This window comes from Paenibacillus sp. LS-5, from assembly GCF_056121505.1.
Genome location: NZ_JBWAVA010000005.1, coordinates 311250 through 329740, shown reverse-complemented (window position 1 = coordinate 329740; position 18491 = coordinate 311250). Strand labels below are relative to the sequence as shown.

20 protein-coding genes are annotated in these 18491 nt (G+C 47.9%); 12 read left to right on the top strand and 8 right to left on the bottom strand.

The window, feature by feature from the left end; all coding sequences use genetic code 11:
• Positions 1-89: 89 nt before the first annotated feature.
• The 4 genes from AC0MA3_RS11145 to groL all read left to right on the top strand — a co-directional run bounded on the left by AC0MA3_RS11145 (position 90) and on the right by groL (position 3669).
• Positions 90-332, top strand: a complete 243-nt coding sequence (locus tag AC0MA3_RS11145; protein WP_379154591.1) for a twin-arginine translocase TatA/TatE family subunit — start codon at positions 90-92, stop codon at positions 330-332.
• A gap of 128 nt (positions 333-460) precedes the next feature.
• Positions 461-1234, top strand: coding sequence for a twin-arginine translocase subunit TatC (gene tatC, locus AC0MA3_RS11140; protein WP_379154593.1), 774 nt, complete (start codon positions 461-463; stop codon positions 1232-1234).
• A 392-nt stretch (positions 1235-1626) separates the two neighbouring features.
• On the top strand, positions 1627-1908 hold the full coding sequence (gene groES, locus AC0MA3_RS11135) for a co-chaperone GroES (protein WP_379154596.1): 282 nt from the start codon (positions 1627-1629) through the stop codon (positions 1906-1908).
• Between the two features lie 129 nt (positions 1909-2037).
• A complete protein-coding gene (groL, locus tag AC0MA3_RS11130; protein ID WP_379154599.1) occupies positions 2038-3669 on the top strand; it encodes a chaperonin GroEL in 1632 nt (543 codons plus the stop codon).
• A gap of 128 nt (positions 3670-3797) precedes the next feature.
• On the opposite strand, the gene AC0MA3_RS11125 is transcribed toward groL, so the two are convergent.
• The gene (locus tag AC0MA3_RS11125) at positions 3798-4769 is read right to left on the bottom strand and encodes a tRNA dihydrouridine synthase (protein ID WP_474656213.1); all 972 of its coding nucleotides are present in this window, start codon (positions 4767-4769) and stop codon (positions 3798-3800) included.
• A gap of 194 nt (positions 4770-4963) precedes the next feature.
• Between AC0MA3_RS11125 and AC0MA3_RS11120 the strand changes: the two genes are divergently transcribed.
• Positions 4964-5587, top strand: coding sequence for an SdpI family protein (locus tag AC0MA3_RS11120; protein ID WP_474656212.1), 624 nt, complete (start codon positions 4964-4966; stop codon positions 5585-5587).
• A gap of 84 nt (positions 5588-5671) precedes the next feature.
• Here AC0MA3_RS11120 and AC0MA3_RS11115 read toward each other — a convergent pair whose 3' ends face one another.
• Positions 5672-6958: an ammonium transporter gene (locus tag AC0MA3_RS11115; protein WP_474656211.1), complete on the bottom strand. Its 1287-nt coding sequence runs from the start codon at positions 6956-6958 to the stop codon at positions 5672-5674.
• 2 nt (positions 6959-6960) lie between these two features.
• Complete coding sequence (locus AC0MA3_RS11110) at positions 6961-7368, bottom strand: hypothetical protein (protein ID WP_474656210.1); 408 nt, start codon at positions 7366-7368, stop codon at positions 6961-6963.
• Between the two features lie 184 nt (positions 7369-7552).
• On the opposite strand from AC0MA3_RS11110, the gene AC0MA3_RS11105 reads away from it, so the two are divergent.
• Positions 7553-7738, top strand: coding sequence for a hypothetical protein (locus tag AC0MA3_RS11105; RefSeq protein WP_474656209.1), 186 nt, complete (start codon positions 7553-7555; stop codon positions 7736-7738).
• Positions 7739-7820: 82 nt separating this feature from the next.
• Here the strand turns inward: AC0MA3_RS11105 and AC0MA3_RS11100 are convergent, their stop codons facing one another.
• Complete coding sequence (locus AC0MA3_RS11100; protein WP_474656208.1) at positions 7821-9317, bottom strand: NAD(P)H-binding protein; 1497 nt, start codon at positions 9315-9317, stop codon at positions 7821-7823.
• A gap of 139 nt (positions 9318-9456) precedes the next feature.
• Here AC0MA3_RS11100 and msrA point away from each other — a divergent pair, with 139 nt between their 5' ends.
• Positions 9457-10419 (top strand): peptide-methionine (S)-S-oxide reductase MsrA, encoded by a 963-nt coding sequence (gene msrA / locus AC0MA3_RS11095; protein WP_474656207.1) that lies wholly within the window; start codon positions 9457-9459, stop codon positions 10417-10419.
• A gap of 54 nt (positions 10420-10473) precedes the next feature.
• Positions 10474-11070: a Crp/Fnr family transcriptional regulator gene (locus AC0MA3_RS11090; RefSeq protein ID WP_474656206.1), complete on the top strand. Its 597-nt coding sequence runs from the start codon at positions 10474-10476 to the stop codon at positions 11068-11070.
• Here AC0MA3_RS11090 and AC0MA3_RS11085 read toward each other — a convergent pair.
• Positions 11027-11734, bottom strand: a complete 708-nt coding sequence (locus tag AC0MA3_RS11085; RefSeq protein ID WP_474656205.1) for a DUF4386 domain-containing protein — start codon at positions 11732-11734, stop codon at positions 11027-11029. The genes AC0MA3_RS11090 and AC0MA3_RS11085 overlap by 44 nt on opposite strands.
• Positions 11735-11829: 95 nt before the next feature.
• Positions 11830-13146, bottom strand: coding sequence for an MFS transporter (locus AC0MA3_RS11080; protein WP_474656204.1), 1317 nt, complete (start codon positions 13144-13146; stop codon positions 11830-11832).
• A gap of 208 nt (positions 13147-13354) precedes the next feature.
• Here AC0MA3_RS11080 and AC0MA3_RS11075 point away from each other — a divergent pair, with 208 nt between their 5' ends.
• The 3 genes from AC0MA3_RS11075 (at position 13355) to AC0MA3_RS11065 (ending at position 15960) form a co-directional block, all read left to right on the top strand.
• On the top strand, positions 13355-14386 hold the full coding sequence (locus tag AC0MA3_RS11075; protein ID WP_474656203.1) for a LacI family DNA-binding transcriptional regulator: 1032 nt from the start codon (positions 13355-13357) through the stop codon (positions 14384-14386).
• A gap of 280 nt (positions 14387-14666) precedes the next feature.
• Positions 14667-15257, top strand: coding sequence for a YdeI/OmpD-associated family protein (locus tag AC0MA3_RS11070; RefSeq protein WP_474656202.1), 591 nt, complete (start codon positions 14667-14669; stop codon positions 15255-15257).
• 127 nt (positions 15258-15384) lie between these two features.
• Positions 15385-15960: a dihydrofolate reductase family protein gene (locus AC0MA3_RS11065; RefSeq protein WP_474656201.1), complete on the top strand. Its 576-nt coding sequence runs from the start codon at positions 15385-15387 to the stop codon at positions 15958-15960.
• Between the two features lie 447 nt (positions 15961-16407).
• Here the strand turns inward: AC0MA3_RS11065 and AC0MA3_RS11060 are convergent, their stop codons facing one another.
• Together AC0MA3_RS11060 and AC0MA3_RS11055 are read right to left on the bottom strand one after the other, a co-directional pair.
• Positions 16408-17124: a hypothetical protein gene (locus AC0MA3_RS11060; protein ID WP_474656200.1), complete on the bottom strand. Its 717-nt coding sequence runs from the start codon at positions 17122-17124 to the stop codon at positions 16408-16410.
• A gap of 236 nt (positions 17125-17360) precedes the next feature.
• Positions 17361-17783, bottom strand: coding sequence for a hypothetical protein (locus tag AC0MA3_RS11055; RefSeq protein WP_474656199.1), 423 nt, complete (start codon positions 17781-17783; stop codon positions 17361-17363).
• Between AC0MA3_RS11055 and AC0MA3_RS11050 the strand changes: the two genes are divergently transcribed.
• Positions 17776-18453, top strand: a complete 678-nt coding sequence (locus tag AC0MA3_RS11050; RefSeq protein ID WP_474656198.1) for an SDR family oxidoreductase — start codon at positions 17776-17778, stop codon at positions 18451-18453. The two genes, AC0MA3_RS11055 and AC0MA3_RS11050, sit on opposite strands and share 8 nt — an antisense overlap.
• Positions 18454-18491: the final 38 nt, after the last annotated feature.

Here is an 18491-nt window from a genome sequence, read left to right as displayed (position 1 = left end):
CGCTGATGGATGTGTGACATAAGTTATGGTATTATTAATTTACTGTTGACGATATCATGAACGGACAGAGTGAGAAGGAGGAATGACACATGCTAAGTGGTATTGGTGCTCCTGGAATTATTTTACTGGTCATCCTGGCACTGCTGCTCTTTGGTCCCAATAAGCTTCCTGAACTGGGCCGTGCCGTCGGACGTACATTTCGTGAGTTTAAGGACGGGGCACGCGAGATTATCAGTGATCCGGAACCTGTGAAGAAAAGCGAAGCTCCGGCAACGGTAGCCCCGCAGACTATGGCAGCAGATCTTCCGCAGGACAGACGCCTGCCGGAATAATATCATTTTTCACGCGGGGGCGTTTCACTCAGTGCTGTTGAGACTGGGCGGCGCCCTTTTTTTGAAAGCTAAGAATTAATATGTTTGTCGTTATGGATTCATACATAAGTCATCGGGTGGTGTCAGTCATGTCTCTGGAAGCGGAAGAAATGTCAGTGGTGGATCATCTAACCGAACTGCGCAAACGGATTATCTATGTGCTTATTGTCTTTGTGGCCGGTCTGGTTGCAGGTTTATTCGTTGCCAAACCGATCTACCTCTATCTGATTCATGCCGATCAGGCTCAGGGCTTTGTGCTGCATGCCTTCTCCTTCTGGGATGGTATAGGGATGTATATGAAAATCGCCATGGCCGTATCGTTAGCCGTGTCCGTTCCGTTTATCGTCTATCAGCTATGGGCATTCGTCAGCCCTGGCCTGCGTCCGGTGGAGCGGAGTGCGGCTCTGCGTTACGTTCCTTATGTGTTCATCCTTTTTATTCTCGGTGTTGCCTTTGCTTACTATATTGTGTTCCCGATGGCGCTGTCGTTCACCATTACGATTACCCGCAGCATGGGGCTGGAAGAGACCTACGGAATTGCCCAGTATTTCAGCTTTATGTTCAGTCTGGTTATCCCGCTGGCACTGCTGTTCGAGCTTCCTCTTGTCGTGATGTTCCTGACCAAGCTAAGAATTCTCAATCCGCTGCGCTTGCGTAAAATGCGCCGGTACGCTTATTTTGCACTCGTCTTTATTGCCGTGGTTATCACACCGCCGGATTTCATCTCGGACTTTCTTGTGACGATACCTCTTCTGATCCTGTACGAATTCAGCGTGTTCCTGTCTGCTTTCGTCTACCGCAAGCAGCTTGCCATGGACAACGAGCTGGAGGCGAGATACGTCAGGAAAGAGGAGTCCAGGTAAGTGAACAGGCCGTGCTCTGAGAATAGGGCATGGAGACCTGACCAACGGATGCATATAATTCTATCTGCAGGAGGGTGGCATATTTTGTCCTCCGGTGGATAGAATGTAAGAGAGTGTGGGCAGGACAACCCTGTGGACCATATTTTTCCGCAAAAGCTGGATGATTTTACGTAAAAGACTTGAAATCCGTCCTCAAGTTGAGTATCATAAAAATTGTTGTTAGCACTACAGAGGGTTGAGTGCTAACGCTGGTGAAAAATATGGCAGCCGCCGGCATCTGCTGTGCTGAGAATCCTGTTTTTCACAACTGCCGCTGAAACGCATGAGCATCAACGGTAGCCCATTTATGTTTTCCAAGGTAAACAACATATTTCAAAGGAGGCTATTTTTTCATGATCAAACCACTAGGTGAACGCGTATTGGTAGAACCAAGCGAGCAAGAGCAGACCACTTCTTTCGGGATTGTGCTTCCGGACTCCTCCAAAGAGAAGCCGCAAGAAGGTACAATTATCGCTGTAGGCAGCGGTGCCCTGAAAGACGGAGTACGTGTGCCGCTGGAAGTTAAAGAAGGCGACCGTGTGCTGTTCTCGAAATATGCCGGAACTGAAATTAAATACGAAGGCAAAGAATATCTGATTATGAAGGAAAGCGACATTCACGCGATTCTCGACTAGATCGGATAGCCTTTCATAAGTGATAACCGAATATACTTACAAAACAAGCCTATGCTTTCGAAGCAAGTTTTGCACGATGTGTAGACGATGAAGTACAGCTCACAAAACTTTTAGGAGGTTAACAACACAATGGCAAAAGAAATTAAATTCAGTGAAGATGCCCGCCGCGCAATGCTGCGTGGAGTTGATGCTTTGGCAAATGCCGTAAAAGTTACACTTGGACCAAAAGGCCGCAACGTGGTGCTGGAGAAGAAATTCGGCAGCCCGCTTATCACTAACGATGGTGTTACCATCGCCAAGGAAATTGAATTGGAAGATGCTTTTGAGAACATGGGCGCACAGCTCGTCAAAGAAGTAGCTACCAAGACTAACGATGTAGCCGGTGACGGTACTACAACTGCAACCGTTCTGGCTCAAGCCATGATCCGCGAAGGTCTGAAGAACGTAACTGCAGGCGCTAACCCAATGGTTATGCGTAAAGGTATCGACAAAGCGGTTAAAGCTGCTGTAACTGAGCTGCAAAAGATCGCTAAGCCTATCGAAGATTCCCAGTCTATCGCTCAAGTAGCTGCTATCTCCGCTGCTGACGATGAAGTGGGCCAACTGATTGCTGAAGCTATGGAAAAAGTGGGCAAAGACGGCGTTATCACCGTTGAAGAATCCCGTGGATTCCTGACTGAGCTTGAAGTGGTAGAAGGTATGCAGTTCGACCGCGGTTACATTTCCCCGTACATGATCACAGATACGGACAAAATGGAAGCTGTTCTGGAGAACCCGTACATCCTGATCACCGACAAAAAGATCAGCAGTACACAGGAAATCCTGCCATTGCTCGAGAAGATTGTACAGCAGGCCCGCCCGCTGGTGATCATCGCTGAAGATATCGAAGGCGAAGCTCAAGCGATGCTGATCGTGAACAAACTGCGCGGAACCTTCAATGCTGTAGCTGTTAAAGCTCCTGGCTTCGGCGACCGTCGTGAAGCTATGCTGCAGGACATCGCTGCTCTGACAGGCGGCCAAGTGATCACTGAGAAGCTCGGTCTGGACCTGAAGAGCACTACTGTGGAACAACTGGGTAATGCCCGTCAAGTACGTGTAACCAAAGAAAACACTACAATCGTAGACGGCAGTGGCGACAAAGCGGACATCAATGCACGCGTTAGCCAGATCCGTTCCCAGCTGGAAGAAACCACTTCCGAGTTCGACAAAGAAAAACTGCAAGAGCGTCTGGCTAAATTGGCTGGCGGCGTAGCCGTTGTCAAAGTAGGCGCTGCAACTGAAACAGAATTGAAAGAACGTAAACTGCGCATCGAAGACGCCCTGAACGCTACCCGCGCTGCGGTTGAAGAAGGTATCGTATCCGGTGGTGGTACTGCTCTTGTGAACGTATATGCTGCTGTAGCTGCAGTAGTAGCTGAAGGCGACGAAAGAACCGGTGTTAACCTCGTGCTTCGTGCGCTCGAAGAACCAGTTCGCACGATCGCTGCGAACGCAGGTCAAGAAGGTTCCGTTATCGTGGACCGCTTGAAAAAAGAAGCTGTAGGCATCGGCTACAACGCTGCTACTGATGAGTGGGTAAACATGTTTGAAGCAGGGATCGTTGACCCTGCCAAGGTAACCCGTTACGCGCTGCAGAACGCTGCATCCGTAGCTGCAATGTTCCTGACTACCGAAGCGGTTATCGCTGACAAGCCAGAGCCTGAAAAAGGCGGCGGCATGCCAGATATGGGCGGCATGGGCGGTATGGGCGGCATGATGTAATGAAATCATTATCGAAGTAATTCGATGATGAGCGACCACTGCTTGACCACATAGTGCAAAAATGAGAGACCTTACAAGAGTTCATTGAACTTTTGGGAGGTCTCTCATTATTTTTGATAAACAAGTTATCAATCTAATTCTTGATCTAAAAGAGGTTTTACTAAACGACGTACTTCATCTGTTGAGGTGGTATCCATTAATTGGTCTTGTAGTTCGCCTGCGCCTCTAAATCCACGAACATAAATTTTGAAATAGCGAAGAAGTGGTCTAAATGAACGTGGCAGGGTTTCTGTTGAATATTTATCATGAAGATCCAACTGTAAAAGTAGTAAATTGAGAAAATCCTTCGCGCTATGTTCTTTACATTCTTTCTCAAAAGCAAATGGATTGGTGAAAATGCCGCGGCCAATCATGACACCATCAACGCCGTATTGTTCTACTAATTGTAATCCTGTTGCGCGGTCCGGAATATCTCCATTAATGGTTAACAACGTATTTGGAGCAATTTCATCGCGTATTTTTTTTATTTCTGGAATTAGTTCCCAGTGTGCAGCTACTTTACTCTTCTCTTTTTTGGTACGAAGATGAATGGAAAGATTCACAATATCTTGTTTCAATATATGTCCTAACCAATCGCGCCACTCATCAATTTTAGAGTAACCCAATCTTGTTTTAACACTAACCGGCAATCCACCTGCTTTTGCTGCTTGAATAATTTCTGCTGCAACTTCAGGATGGAGTATTAATCCAGCCCCTTTTCCACTGGATGCGGCATTTTGTGCTGGGCATCCCATGTTTATATCGATACCACGAAAACCAAGTTTTTTCATATCAATGCTCATTTTTTCAAAAAGTGCAGGTTTATTGCCCCAAATATGAGCGACAATCGGTTGCTCATCTTCAGTGAACATTAATCGACCACCTACATTTTCTTTTCCTACAGGGTGACAATAATTTTCTGTACTTGTGAATTCTGTGAAAAACACGTCAGGTTTTGCAGCTTCACTAATGACATGCCGAAATACAATATCTGTGACGTCTTCCATTGGAGCTAATATAAAAAACGGCTTCGGTAGATTCATCCAAAAATTTGATTCCATGTTATCTTCTCCTGTTGCAACATATAAAAACGATATAATCTATAGCAAAGTCTTTTACCCATCAACCATAGTATCATTATTTTTCGTTTGATGCACAGAATCACCAACTCATCATACGGAATATTATTTACCCGGCTTTAATGGACTAACACAGCTTTAACTGTGGATATAATAATGGGGAGGACGATCTTGGAATGAAAAAGGATTTTTTCCAGATCAATATAATTATTGTTAGTGTAATTATTTCTATCCTTGCTTTTATAATCTTGCCTAAGCATGTACCAACACATTGGACCAGCGGAGGATTCGATAAGCCAATTAATAAAATATGGATTGTAAGTGCCATGCCACTGGTAATGTTAGTTACTCAGCTTCTCTTCTTGCCTTTCAGGAGAAAAGTGGGCTCTGTTGGAAATAATATCTCCGTAATTAACAGAGTTCATAATATGCTGCTTTGCTTTTTATTGGCCATTCATCTAATTTTAATTGCAGTAGGTTTAGACTTTAGAATTAGCATTAAATTTTTTGCTGGGATTTTTATAGGGCTTGTTATTATTGTATTATGTATTCCATTGAAAAAAATGGAGCCTAATAAAGTTTATGGCCTTAGAACGAAGTGGACTTTGAAAGATGAGAGGGTATGGGTGGAAGCTAATCATTTTGCAGCAAATCTTTTTTTAGCCATAGGCTTTTTAATCGTCGGGTTGTCTTTCGTAATTACCGAATATATAACGCTTGTTTCAATAATATTAGTGATAATAGGGGCCGGGGTAGCAACTTATGTGTCATATAAATTATACAAACGGCTAAACGCATAGCACATAAAAAAGCCGCCGGCAATTTCGGCGGCTTTTCCCTGGATAGACATCCCGGTAAGGGATGGGGACTATATAATACCAGGCTTAATGGATGGATTTATCATCTTCCGCCAGGTAATGATCTTCAAGCTCAATAAATTCAGCAGAACGATGTACGGCGATCATGCCGTGATAACTGATGTCGAGGCCGATTTCTTCCTCTTCTTCGCTGGAGCGGACATGGACCAGCTTCCCGATCAGCTTCAGACCACACCAGGTAGTTGCGAAACCCCAGGCAGCTAATGTAACCAGTCCAAGGACCTGTACCCCTAGCTGATGCCAGCCGCCGCCATAGAGCAGTCCACCATCCGTGGCGAACAAACCTACAGCTATGGTCCCCCAAGCACCGGATACGGCATGCACCGGAAAGGCGCCCACCGGATCATCTATGCGGCGGGCTTCCAGCCAGTTGGTGGCCGCCATCATGAGCAGACCGGAGACGGCGCCAATCAGAATAGCCGCACCGTCACTGACAAACGCACAGCCGGCAGTAATACCGACCAGACCGGCAAGGGAGCCGTTGATTACGGATGGCGCATCTGAACGCTGGTAGCGGAATAAAGTATAGATCAGTGTGATTCCGCCGCCTGCTGCTGCAGATAGCATAGTAGTGATAGCGATATGTCCGATCCGGACATCGGTAGCACTTAAGGTACTTCCTGCGTTAAAGCCGAACCAGCCGAACCAGAGCAGGAAAGCTCCGACTGAAGCTAACGGCAGATTGCTTGGCAGGGCAACCGTACTGTTCCCGGCCTGATTGAACTTTCCTTTTCTAGGGCCGATTACGATTGCTGCCGCCAGTGCCGAGAATCCTCCAAGGGCATGAATGACAGCCGAACCTGCGAAGTCCTGCAGGCCCATTTGGCTAAGCCAGCCGCCGCCCCAGGCCCAGTGTCCCCCCAGGGGATAGATCAGGCCGGTCATTAAAATAACGTACAGCAGATAAGCACGGAAGTTGATCCGTTCGGCAACCGCACCCGACACGATGGAGATGACAGCGATGGTGAATGCCGCCTGGAACAGCCAGAAGGTGTCGAGCGAGATGGTGAAATGGAGATTGGAGAGATCACCGCGAAGCATAAATCCGCTCGTGCCTACCAAACCGCCGGCGTCTTTGCCGTACATGAGCCCAAATCCGAAAATATAAAATATCAGCGTTCCTATGGTGATATCGGCAAACACTTTCATGATGATGTTCACACTATTCTTATACCTTACAAAACCGGCTTCCAGCAGGGCAAAACCACCCTCCATCAGCAAAATCATAGCGGCGCTCAATACGACCCAAATCGTATCCACTCCTCCGCCAAGCTGCTCCAGCGTCACATTCATTTCTATAGTGCCTCCATGCCCCTAATGGTTTTGATTTCACGTATAATCTCTGGTGACAGCGGAATCTCTTCCGTAGTTGGATGATTATCTAGAAGGAGTAAGACCTGATTCAATTCTTGAATGCTTCTTTTAATGCTGTCAATTCGTTTAAACCGGTCTTTTACATGAACAATATACTCAACGGCGGTATGATGGCTGGCAGGGTGTCCTGCAAACCATTTGCGGATAGGGGAGAGCGATTGGTACATCGCCTCTTCTGCCCGCCTTTTTTGCTCATACTTATTGATTTTATCCTTAATCCCCTCGATTTCTCCTTCTTTCTTGATCTTGAGACGTTCGATGAGGTGTTTTATTTCCTCTGCAGATAGACGATAAACAACCGTTTGGTATACTTCATCCACAATTATCATGTCAGATCTCCTTACATGAAAAGTCATAGACTGATTATAGGTACAATAGATTTACAAGTCAATAGGTTCTTGCATGAAATGGCATGACAAATCAGTGATGGGCTGTACGGGGATGGCAAGACCCACTATTATATAAAGTACGAGAAGAACAATCCGTAACAAGATATCTGAAAGGATGACGGGAATGACCTATTCACAGATACTGCGCAGCTCAGGGGATGCCTCTGATATTCTCTATCTGGAACAGCAGATTGCAGCTGCCAAGCAAGCGATCAAACGGGCCGAAGCTACAGGGGATAAGGAAACGTTGGATGAAGCGAAGAACAAGCTCGTTGAACTGGAAGCCAAACTGGATGAGCTTGTGGATTAGATAGGAGAAGATGGTGCCAATCTTTTTTACCTGCAAAAATAGCCGTACTGTGAGGTCTTAGGACCTGCAGTGCGGCTTTTGCTTAGGATGGTGCGGACATTCGCTTCAAATGCCCCCGAAATGCATACATGACCCATAAATGCACTTTGGCTTGCGTATATTTGTACAGAAACCAGGGCAGGGAGGGCAAATAATCGTGAATAGCGATAATGCATTCCTGGGAACCGGGAAGCTGGAGGAATTCCAGCCTTCCATCATGGGTATCTCCTTTTTTGGTAAAAGCACCTCCGGATATGCGGTAAACCGTGCTCTCCTTATGGCTGCGCTCAGGCAGATAGGTTAATTCCAGGATAGGATTCTGGCTGACCCGTGTAGTGACCCGGTAAATATTGCCGCCATCATGATTGATACGGATGAACCATCCGAGCGCGTGTCCCAGCCACTCCAGATAGTAGCGTCCAGCCCATTCGGCATTTTTGCCGGTTGGAAGGATTACGCGCTGTATGGATCGCACATCCGAGAGGCGCTGCTTCTTAGGGGAGGGGGTCGCAGGCGATTTGCCGTTACTCCTCTTATCGGCTGTTGAATGGTCCTTAGTCTTCGATTTGCGGGCTGCTGTATCTTTAGCCTCCGCCTCAAGAGCTGTATGCGCAGCCTCCCGGAAGGGTATTCGGCCATCGCTGATGCCAGGGACCTCGCGGCTTGGATTCGCGACCATCCGGTGGGCGAGGCTCTCAATCAACGGATAAGCCATCTCTTTGGGTGCACCGGTAATCAGTGTAACCCACAGGCGGGACAGGTTAATGGTCAGAAGCGGGATGTCGATTAATTTTCGCTTCTTATGCATGACCTCTGCCGTCTGGATCATCATTTCTTTGTAGGTCATGTAGTCAGGCCCGCCCACATCAATGGCCCGGTTGTACAACTCCGCCCTCCCGATGCTTGCTGTCAAGGCCCGCAGGACATCGGATAGTGCAATGGGGTGGGTCTTGGTACGAGTCCATTCCGGCAGTGCCATGACCGGCAGGCGCCGGACCAGCTTGGCCAGAATCGGGAAGGATGAACCTTGCGGCCCTACAATCAGACCGGCGCGGATCGTTGTGACAGGTACGCCGTAGGAGCCCAGCACCCGCTCCACCTCCACCCGGCTGCGAAGATGGCGGGACAGTTGATCCTCTGGCTTGTTGTCCGGGATGATGCCGCTGAGGTAGATGATCTGCCGGATGCCGTTCTTGCTGGCAGCACGGGCGAAATTATCGGCAAGTATGGCGTCCATGTCAGCGAAGTGCGCCTGTGTCAGCTTCGCAGTCGGCATCATGGAGTGGACCAGATAGATGGTACAGTCTGCGCCTTCCAAGGCTTTTTCCGCAGAGGATATGGAGAACAGCTCACAGGAACGCCATTCTACATGACCGCTGTTCTCCTTCTGGTCTCCGTGTCTTGACAGCGCAATGACATCATATTCCCTAGTCAGTTGCTCCAGTAGGTTATGTCCGATATATCCGCTTGCTCCGGTAAGGGCAATTCTTAGCCGCTGTGTATTAGTTGTATCTATATCTGCGTTTCCTGTAGCATTCATTGTTGTAATCCTCCTGGTGATAAAGAGTACCCTGCCTAAAGTATAAGCTGTCCTTTCCAGTACCCTTTTCCGCTGAAGTTCAACCGTTCCTTAGATAATCGTATATAATAAGGGAAATTCGCGAAAGAAGGTGCGCCGCTTGAACGAAAAGAACAGAACGGAGCTTGCCACCTTTGCGGGCGGCTGTTTTTGGTGTATGGTTAAGCCCTTTGACGAGCTGCCGGGCATCGTCTCGCTGGTCTCCGGGTATACGGGCGGCCACACCGTCAATCCGACTTATGAGGAAGTGGGTACGGAAACGACGGGACATGTGGAGGCTGTGCAGATTACATTTGAACCGGAGATCTTCCCGTATGAGCGTCTGTTAGACATCTACTGGCAGCTAATTGATCCCACAGATCAAGGCGGACAATTCATGGACCGGGGCTATTCCTACCGGACGGTAATCTTTGTGCATAGTGAAGAGCAGAGGAAGAAGGCGGAGGCGTCCAAGGCGGCGCTTCAGGCAAGTAAAAGGTTCAATAAGCCGATAGTGACGGAGATTCTCTCTGCCGCTCCATTTTACACTGCTGAAGCCCTGCATCAGAATTATTATAAAACCCATCCTTTGGATTATAAGTTCTATCTGAAGGGCTCGGGACGGGATGAATTCCTGGAACAGCACTGGAACAGCCGCGAGGATCAAAAGCACCTGAAGAGCCGGTTGACCCGGCTGCAATATGAGGTCACGCAGCATAAGGCGACAGAGCCGCCGTATGAGAATGAGTATTGGAACGAATTCCGTGACGGTGTGTATGTGGATGTGATCAGCGGCGACCCTCTGTTCAGCTCGGCAGACAAATATGATTCCTCCACCGGCTGGCCCAGCTTCAGAGGGCCGATTGCCGAAGGGCTGATCCGGCGTGAAGCGGACTTACGCGGAGGTGAGGTGCGGACTGCGCTGCGCAGCAGGCTGAGCGGAGCCTATCTGGGCCATTTGTTCTTCGATGGATCGGAGCCGGCGAAGCAGCACTACCGGATCAATTCGGCTGCACTACGGTTGATCCCGAGGGAAGAGCTGGAGGTGGAAGGATTGGGACGGTATTTGGAGCTGTTTAAGTAATCACAGTAATTAACGTCTGGATGATTAGGGATAAGACGTGGGGAGGGCTGGAATATGAAGCATCTTTTACTCCAATATATGAACCGGCTGACCTCTTTAAGCAATGAAGAGCAGCAGGCCATCCTGGACGAAATTCTTGTCGAAGAATACAGCAAGGGAACCGTTCTGCTAAGGCAGGGGGAGGTTCCCGGCTATTGCTATTTTGTCCTGAAGGGATGCGTGCGGCAGCATGCGGTCGATGTTATGGGCCGGGATATCACCTCGGGCTTCTATACAGAGGAGCAGGCGATCTCCATTTTCAATGCGCATAAGGCGGATAAATCGTCGGAGTATACCCTGACCTGTCTGGAGGATTGTGTGCTGGTCGTCGGTCCGCTGGATATAGAGAAGGCGATGTACACCAAACATACACAGCTGGAGACCATGACCCGCCAGATGATTGAGGAAAGCTTTGGTCAGATGCAGGAGGAATTCTCCGCGTTTATTGCCTCTTCTCCTGAAGACCGTCTGAAGGCGCTCGTTCATAAAAGACCCGCTCTGATCAGTCGCGTCCCCCAGCATCAGCTGGCGAGCTATCTCGGAATGACGCCGGAGTCACTGAGCCGGATCAAGAAGCGGATTCACCGTGAAATCGCGGAGCCGGGACTCTGAACAGCAGCCATAGGCCAAGGCCCAGCTCCCCCGCCGTCATCGGCAGCATAAATATCCATTTGACTACCTTTATAAATTCTTCATACTCAGGAACAAGTAGGCTGCTCATATGAAGCACGATATAACCCACCCCAGCCAGCAGCAACAGAATACTAATAAGCTTCGGGATATTCCTTGATATAAAGGCTAGTAAGCCCACGATGAGCAAATGCACTCCGAACAGAATCAAGCCGATCGACCATACCGCTTCAAAAGCCCGAAGAAAAAGCATCATCCCCGCCTGTAGCTCCTGTGGTGTGAAGCCAGCCAGTACCTGGCCCCTGCTGTCAGCAAGAAGGGAGACGACAACCAGGCTGGAGACCGCAACCCCTAGTACTGCGGTATAAGAAAGGCGCAGCCATGCACCCAACAGGGACAGTGCCTGCTGCATAGGTTTGAGAACCGTATATAACGCCCATGCGGCAACGATATCACAGGCGATAATCAGTACCCACCCCAGAATTTCCGCTCTGAATAGCAGAGGAGAAGATTGCAGGTTGCCGAAGGTAACGGCTGGATCTCCCTCCACCATAAGACTTCCATGAACATATCCATACGAAAATGCGGCGGCCACCGCCATCACAATAAGGGATATTCCCCCCGTTCGCGCCACTGCTGCAGACATTAACATTCCCCCTTTAATACATTCTGCTTCCATTGTACTAAGGGGGTGAGGCGGGAGCATTGACTTAAGTCAAGAGAGTTCACCATGCATAATCATCAAGGAACATTGAGGTCGCCTTCATTCGACTGCCCTGCGGGCGTGGTTCCAGCGTTGCCATGTGACCGATTCTGTTGTTCTGCTTGAACGGATGTCAGATTGTAATCGATACGGCACAATACAGAGACCAACAGAGTTATTAAGGGCAAGCATCCGGCAATAAGGTAGATCCACCGGATACCGATGGTATCGGAGACCATTCCCCAGACCGCCGCGCCGGTCCCGATCCCAATATCAAGCGCCAGGTAGAACATGGCGCTTGCCTGCCCCCTGCGATGGGGTTCTGCGCTCAGTACAGCCAGGGCATTGAGTTGAGGCATCAACAGTCCATTGGCAAATCCGAAAACCGCGGCTGCACACAGAATCGCCCATAGGGTGGGGCATAGACTTATGATCATGATAGAGAAGCCAAGCGCGAGTAAGCTGCAGCGGATCACCATAACCGCCCCCCATTGCTTAGAAAGATGGCTGACCACTACACTGGATGCGGCCAAGGCAACTGCTTGCACCAAGAAAAAAAAGCCAATACCGGGGATTCCGGCAGTTCTGGAGTAGGTTGGTAAGAAAACAGTAACAGCGCTCGTCGCGATGGTTATCGAGAGCATGGTGAGCACAGGAGAACAAGCTTTCCTTACGATAAATGAGTTCCATATGGAATATTTAACGGGTGCCGGGGTAGCCATCGGCTCCGACTCTGGCCTGTTTCGGTGATCGGCTATTTTGGGGGGACGGCTTCGCTCGGAATGAACGGCTAGGCCGATCAACAAGGCAATACAACTAAGCCCCGATGTTACGCTGAAGAGCGCCATGTAGGTGGAATGTTCGATGAGGTAAAGAGTCATGGACGGAGCTAGGGCAATGGACAGGGTGCCGAACATACCGTAATATGCCAGCCCTTGTGTCATATGCTTCTCTGGCAGGATATCGGTAATCATGGCGCTGGTGGAGGTAGAACCGGCCGAAAATGATGCTCCGTGAATGATACGAAAAACAAGCAGAAGCGGAATCACGGTAATGAAACCGTAAGCCAATGTGGAGAGGGCATATAGAAACAATCCCATGATCAGGATCGGCTTCCGTCCCCGTTGATCCAACAACGCTCCGACGAACGGACGACAGACCATAGCAGCAATAGTGAAGACAGTCATGGATAGCCCCGCCAGTGTAATGCTTGCCCCGAGATGCTGGAAATAGAGAGGCATGGATATGGTCTGAACTTGGGTGCAGATACGCGTAAGCGTCATGACAGTGGTGACTAGTACGAAGTCTGTGGTCCACAGTGAGGGCGAGGTAGAAATGACTGCTTTATTCTTCATTTTCTGGTCTCCACGGTTAATAAGTGTACGCATTGCAATTTCGTTTTAGCAAGCATTATTAAGGTATCATTGGGTAGTCTTATTTGTCAAACCTAAAAGGAAGCTCCAACCGGTGAAATGAAGTATGGAATAGGTGAAAGCTGCGATCTCTGATAAACTAGTAAGGAATACATGGATAGTCGTAATCAATAAGAACAGGGTGAAATCAATGTCCACCATTAAAGAGATAGCCGAGAAAACAAACTTATCTGTTGGAACTGTATCCCTGGTCTTGAATGGCCGCGGCGATGAGATGAGAATCTCAAAAAAAACCCAGGAAAGAGTGATTGAGGCAGCGAAGGGATATGGGTATTTACCCAATGTGGCTGCCCGTCGCCTGCGGCAGTCCGGCAATAAGAATATCCCGATCATTGCCGCATTCTGGCCGAACGACCTGTCTGCCGACATGCTTGGCCGTTTCTTCATGGGGGCGCAGGGCGTTATGATGCAGGAGGAGAACGAGTTCGAGATGACGATCCATCCCTATCGGCGTTCCCAGATCCATAAGATGAGGAGCAGGTGCGACGCCGGGCTGTTCAACGGAGTAATCTTGACGGGGATTTCTCAAGAGGATCAAGATTATTTGGAACAAAATCCATTAGGCTTGCCCACGGTCATTTTCAACCGGGAGAGTAGTGTCTATGCCAACGTCCATGTCGATAATTACGAAATCGGGCGAAAGACCGCCGAACTGTTCGCAATTCGTGGACACAAACATGTGGGTATTATCATGCCCGATTATATGGAAAAGACCAAAAACAGCCAGCGCCAAACGGGATTCATCGAGTCCTGCCCACGGTATGGTTTAACATTGAGTGAGGCGCATATCCAGAGTGCCCCCATGACCATGGAGGGGGGGAATGACGCGGCCCTGCGAATGCTTGCGGGGGAGGGTGAACCTCCAACGGCTGTATTTTTCCCAATCAGTCTTATGGCGGTCGCGGCGTTGTCGGTCTTTCATGGAGCCGGTATCAAGATTCCGGACCAAATGGAGATCATGACGTACGGCGACCACGAGATCGAACGATACACAGTGCCGTCCTTATCCACAATGAAGCTGCCGGTGGAGGAGATGGCTCGTGTATCCATTAATCTGATCTTGGAGGCCATACGAGGAACGACAGATCATAATTCTTCGGTCGTGTTCGAGACCCCGTTCATCTTTCGGCAATCCTGCGGGGGATATACAAATGAATTGTAGCGACGCCTGTCATTTGTGCTGAATGGCACATGAGGGTTGCTAAAAAATCACAACAGCCAAGTTAATAGAATAGTAACAGCAGGTCAGCAGGTCTCATGAACGAGACCTGCTGTTTCTTTTACATGTGCAAGAATTATATGCTTTTTTGACGAGTGCGGCCAAGGGCTAACTCTCACGAGCACGATCAAAATGGGGCACTTATTCCAATAACACCGGTCGAAAATCACTGACTGCCATTGTCAGCTATTATTGTGTACACTTGAATCAGGAGGTGACTTATATGGTAAAAAAATCGAGTGACTTGCCGGTTATGTCCTTTGCCGATCCACTGTCTTTTGAGAGCTGGCTCGGCGATAATTATACTTCACCCGGCATCCGATTACAGATTGCGAAAAAAAATTCCGGCGTCGTTACGATTTCATATAACGAAGCGCTCGAGGTTGCCTTATGTTACGGATGGGTTGACAGTCAGAAAGAAGCTTTAGATGAGAAAACATGGCTGCAGCGGTTCACTCCGCGCGGGGCCAAGAGCATCTGGTCGAAAGTCAATAAAGAAAAAGCGCAACAGCTGATTACAAACGGACGAATGAAGACTTCCGGATATAAGGCAATTGAAGAGGCCCAAAAGAATGGGAACTGGGATAAAGCCTACGAATCTCAAAGCATCGCCTCGCTGCCCGAGGACTTCGCGATCGAGTTGGAGCGCAATGCCAAGGCCAAGGCGTTCTATGATACGCTCGACAGACAAAATAAATACGCAATCGTATTTCGAATTCACAATGCCAAAAAAACAGAAACCCGAGAGAAGCGGATCCGGCAGTTCATCCAGATGCTTGAGAAAGGCGAAAAAATTCATCCTTCATCCCCTTAACATACCCAACTCAGCTACGGAAGGTCAGATTATATTAGCAATCCATAAGAAACATCCAAGTTGAAATATACTAAAATGTAGTTAATGTATAATCTAGATATCCCTCGTGAACAAAGGAGAGCTGAAAATGAGAAAACTCGTTCTATTTCTGCACGCATCGCTTGACGGTTTTGTAGAAGGCCCAAACGGTGAAATGGACATTGGCTGGGTTTCCTACGATGCTGATTTGGAGAAACACGCGAAAGACATTCTGAGTACTGCCGACACTGTCATTTGGGGACGAGGGACTTATCAGATGATGCACAGTTACTGGCCATCTGTGCCTTCGAACCCATCAGCTTCGCAGCATGAGCGGAATCATGCCGAGTGGATCGAAGAGACCGCCAAAATCGTTTTTTCCACCACGCTGGAGAAAGTCGAATGGAACAATTCCAGACTGGTGAAAGAAGGTATCGAGGAAGAGATCCAGAACCTCAAACAGCAGCCAGGCAAGGATATGGTCATCCTCGGCAGTCCCAGATTAGCACACTATCTTATGCAGCTAGATTTAATAGATGAGTATAAAATTACGGTTTCTCCCGTCCTGATCGGCAGCGGGTTACCGTTATTCCAAGGTCTTAAGGATAAGATCAATCTTAAACTTTTGGAAAACAAGACATTTGACTCTGGAGCCATAGGTCTCGTATACCAGACGGTAAGATGACCGTTGTCTGCTGAAGTAGACGCTCCCTCGAAATGATAGTTTAAGATCAATCATGGTGAACCGTATCATAAGTAGCGGCAAGTTTTTTGAGGAAAAACTCGCAGGAGCCTGTATTTACAGCATAAGGGCCATAGGAGCAGGGTAGGTCACACTCCGGTCAGAATGGTGCGTAAACGGGCTACTGAGGGTTTATTTGTACTATATAATGATGTACCTTGAAGGGGGCTTTTGCCGATGCACAGCAAAAGTCCCTTCCGCCGTTTCGGCAGAAGGGACCGCAAGAGTATTCTTACATTAAAATTTATTTTTCAGTAATTAAAGTCCATCCCGATTCTACCAATCAAATAAGCCCCAATAACAATAACAATAATAACAATAGTTAAAAGACCGATTTTTTTAGTGAATTTCAATATTTCACCGCCAATATCAGATAAAGTAAAAGCGATGTTAGTTTGGAGTAGATGTGGCAGCTCCATTTTTCACATCTAAATTTAGATACTGATTCTGTGAGCCTGCAACTGAGGAGAAGATCCAAGTCATTGAAGCTTGAGCACTAAATTGTAAAGATTCAGATGGTCTTGTAATATTTAAACTTAAATTTGAAAATGAAGTGCTAATAAAGGTTCTTACACTTGGGTCCCAGACATTCGAAATGTAACTATATCCGCCATTTACAATAGTGAAGTTGGCTAAAAATGATGCAGTTACAACTGTATTGCTGCTATAAATCTTTGTATTTTGATAATTGCAGTACCCTGAGCCACAAACAGTTCCTGCCCCAGGCGTAACTGATAGAATAGAAATAGATCCATCTGGAAAGACGGTCCGAGTAGTATAACCAGCGGAATTTGCTGATTTACCTAATACACTATTTTTGGGATTGGAGGATTTAGTTGTAACACCTTCATTCATTTTTGCTGGATTTTCCGAATCTAGTATTTCTCCTCTTTCCATTTTTCCCAAAAGTTTCTCTTGTGTATCCGCATCAATTCCCAACTCATTAAAACTCTCCCTAATAGAGTCTTGATCATTAATCACTGTTGGATTAACCGAAATTATCGTAGAATCGGGGTTTGAAGGATCTCCCTGTTCTGCAAAAACACTGGATGATAAGGATAGCATTAATACGCCCGAAATTAATATGGAACTAATCTTCTTCAACATCCTTCTATTCCTCCTATAATTTGTATTATGTGCCGCTTAATAATAACACAATTTTCCAATAATATCATTATTTTGAGTATTTAGTATACTGGACAGTGTAAAATTCCACACTACCTAAGAAGCTATTAAGAAAATAAACGAGATAGGCGATAAGCATAAAATTCCTATCAGCAAACTAACAGATGCACTAGAAAAGTGGCTAGGACAGAAGAACTATCGCCGGATGTATGAGCGTTTTATTTATACAATAGAATGACGATGTACCTCGACGGGGACTTTTGCCGATTCACAGCAAAAGCCCCTTCTGCCGTTTCGGCAGAAGGGGCCAGTTCAAAAAAATGCTGTTGCACTTGTGGGTTAAACTCCAGTTCAATGCTATGCATGTCCTTCGGGACGCCGAAGTGAATCTGCCTGATGACGCTCTGGAAAAGGGTCTTCTGCGTCTCTGGTGGAGAAGAGTGCAGCAGTGAGTGGAATTGACCTAACAATTGCTGCACCAGCTTCACCGGAATCGGGTCGGAGGTACACTCCATGAGGCGCTGCTCTACGTCGGTTTTACGCTCAAGGAGGCGTTCGTTCTGTTCCTTAGACTCGCTTAATCGCTCGATCAACAGACCCTCGTCCACACCGTCACGGGGCATCGGTCGCCAAGTGGCCATCCAATTAGCGCGATCCGGAGCGAAGGTTGCTGTCAATTATTCCTCGAACCGGGGCAAAGCGGACGAGGTTGTAAAGTCGATTGAGCAATTAGGCGGCCAAGCGGTATCAATCCAAGCCGACGTGAGCAAGGTGAACGAAATTGAAGTGTTGTTTTCGGAAACGCTAGAACGCTTTGGGCGTGTGGACATATTGGTCAATAATGCTGGCATCATGGAAAATCATGCGATTGCTGATATTACTGAGGAGACTTTTGATCGGCATTTCGCGCTCAATGTGAAAGGGACCCTTTTTGCTTGCCAACAAGCGATGAAGCATATGATGCAAGGCGGAACCATCATTAACTTCTCATCGTCCGTCTCTGGTGCTATGCTTCCAACATACAGCGTATATGCTGCAACGAAAGGAGCGATCGAGCAGTTAACACGTCAATTGGCCAAGGAATTCGGTCCCAAGGACATTGTCATCAATTGCATCGCACCTGGGCAAGTGGCAACCGATATGTTCCTGGATGGCAAATCACCGGAGTTGGTCGATTCGTTCCGTCGAATGAACTCGTTCGGACGGCTCGGCGAACCGGAGGACATTGCGAATGTTCTCGAGTTGCTCGTCAGCAACCAAGCCCGTTGGATAACGGGACAAACGATTCGCGTAAACGGCGGGTTTAATTGAATATTGTGGAGGGTTGGGAGCGGCGAACGGACAAGGGG

Excerpts from the sequence above, each read along its gene's own strand:
- AC0MA3_RS11145 (WP_379154591.1), top strand. The coding sequence starts at position 90 with ATGCTAAGTGGTATTGGTGCTCCTGGAATTATTTTACTGGTCATCCTG.
- tatC (WP_379154593.1), top strand. The coding sequence starts at position 461 with ATGTCTCTGGAAGCGGAAGAAATGTCAGTGGTGGATCATCTAACCGAA.
- groES (WP_379154596.1), top strand. The coding sequence starts at position 1,627 with ATGATCAAACCACTAGGTGAACGCGTATTGGTAGAACCAAGCGAGCAA.
- groL (WP_379154599.1), top strand. The coding sequence starts at position 2,038 with ATGGCAAAAGAAATTAAATTCAGTGAAGATGCCCGCCGCGCAATGCTG.
- AC0MA3_RS11125 (WP_474656213.1), bottom strand. The coding sequence starts at position 4,769 with ATGGAATCAAATTTTTGGATGAATCTACCGAAGCCGTTTTTTATATTA.
- AC0MA3_RS11120 (WP_474656212.1), top strand. The coding sequence starts at position 4,964 with ATGAAAAAGGATTTTTTCCAGATCAATATAATTATTGTTAGTGTAATT.
- AC0MA3_RS11115 (WP_474656211.1), bottom strand. The coding sequence starts at position 6,958 with ATGAATGTGACGCTGGAGCAGCTTGGCGGAGGAGTGGATACGATTTGG.
- AC0MA3_RS11110 (WP_474656210.1), bottom strand. The coding sequence starts at position 7,368 with ATGATAATTGTGGATGAAGTATACCAAACGGTTGTTTATCGTCTATCT.
- AC0MA3_RS11105 (WP_474656209.1), top strand. The coding sequence starts at position 7,553 with ATGACCTATTCACAGATACTGCGCAGCTCAGGGGATGCCTCTGATATT.
- AC0MA3_RS11100 (WP_474656208.1), bottom strand. The coding sequence starts at position 9,317 with ATGAATGCTACAGGAAACGCAGATATAGATACAACTAATACACAGCGG.
- AC0MA3_RS11090 (WP_474656206.1), top strand. The coding sequence starts at position 10,474 with ATGAAGCATCTTTTACTCCAATATATGAACCGGCTGACCTCTTTAAGC.
- AC0MA3_RS11085 (WP_474656205.1), bottom strand. The coding sequence starts at position 11,734 with ATGTCTGCAGCAGTGGCGCGAACGGGGGGAATATCCCTTATTGTGATG.
- AC0MA3_RS11080 (WP_474656204.1), bottom strand. The coding sequence starts at position 13,146 with ATGAAGAATAAAGCAGTCATTTCTACCTCGCCCTCACTGTGGACCACA.
- AC0MA3_RS11075 (WP_474656203.1), top strand. The coding sequence starts at position 13,355 with ATGTCCACCATTAAAGAGATAGCCGAGAAAACAAACTTATCTGTTGGA.
- AC0MA3_RS11070 (WP_474656202.1), top strand. The coding sequence starts at position 14,667 with ATGGTAAAAAAATCGAGTGACTTGCCGGTTATGTCCTTTGCCGATCCA.
- AC0MA3_RS11065 (WP_474656201.1), top strand. The coding sequence starts at position 15,385 with ATGAGAAAACTCGTTCTATTTCTGCACGCATCGCTTGACGGTTTTGTA.
- AC0MA3_RS11060 (WP_474656200.1), bottom strand. The coding sequence starts at position 17,124 with ATGTTGAAGAAGATTAGTTCCATATTAATTTCGGGCGTATTAATGCTA.
- AC0MA3_RS11055 (WP_474656199.1), bottom strand. The coding sequence starts at position 17,783 with ATGGCCACTTGGCGACCGATGCCCCGTGACGGTGTGGACGAGGGTCTG.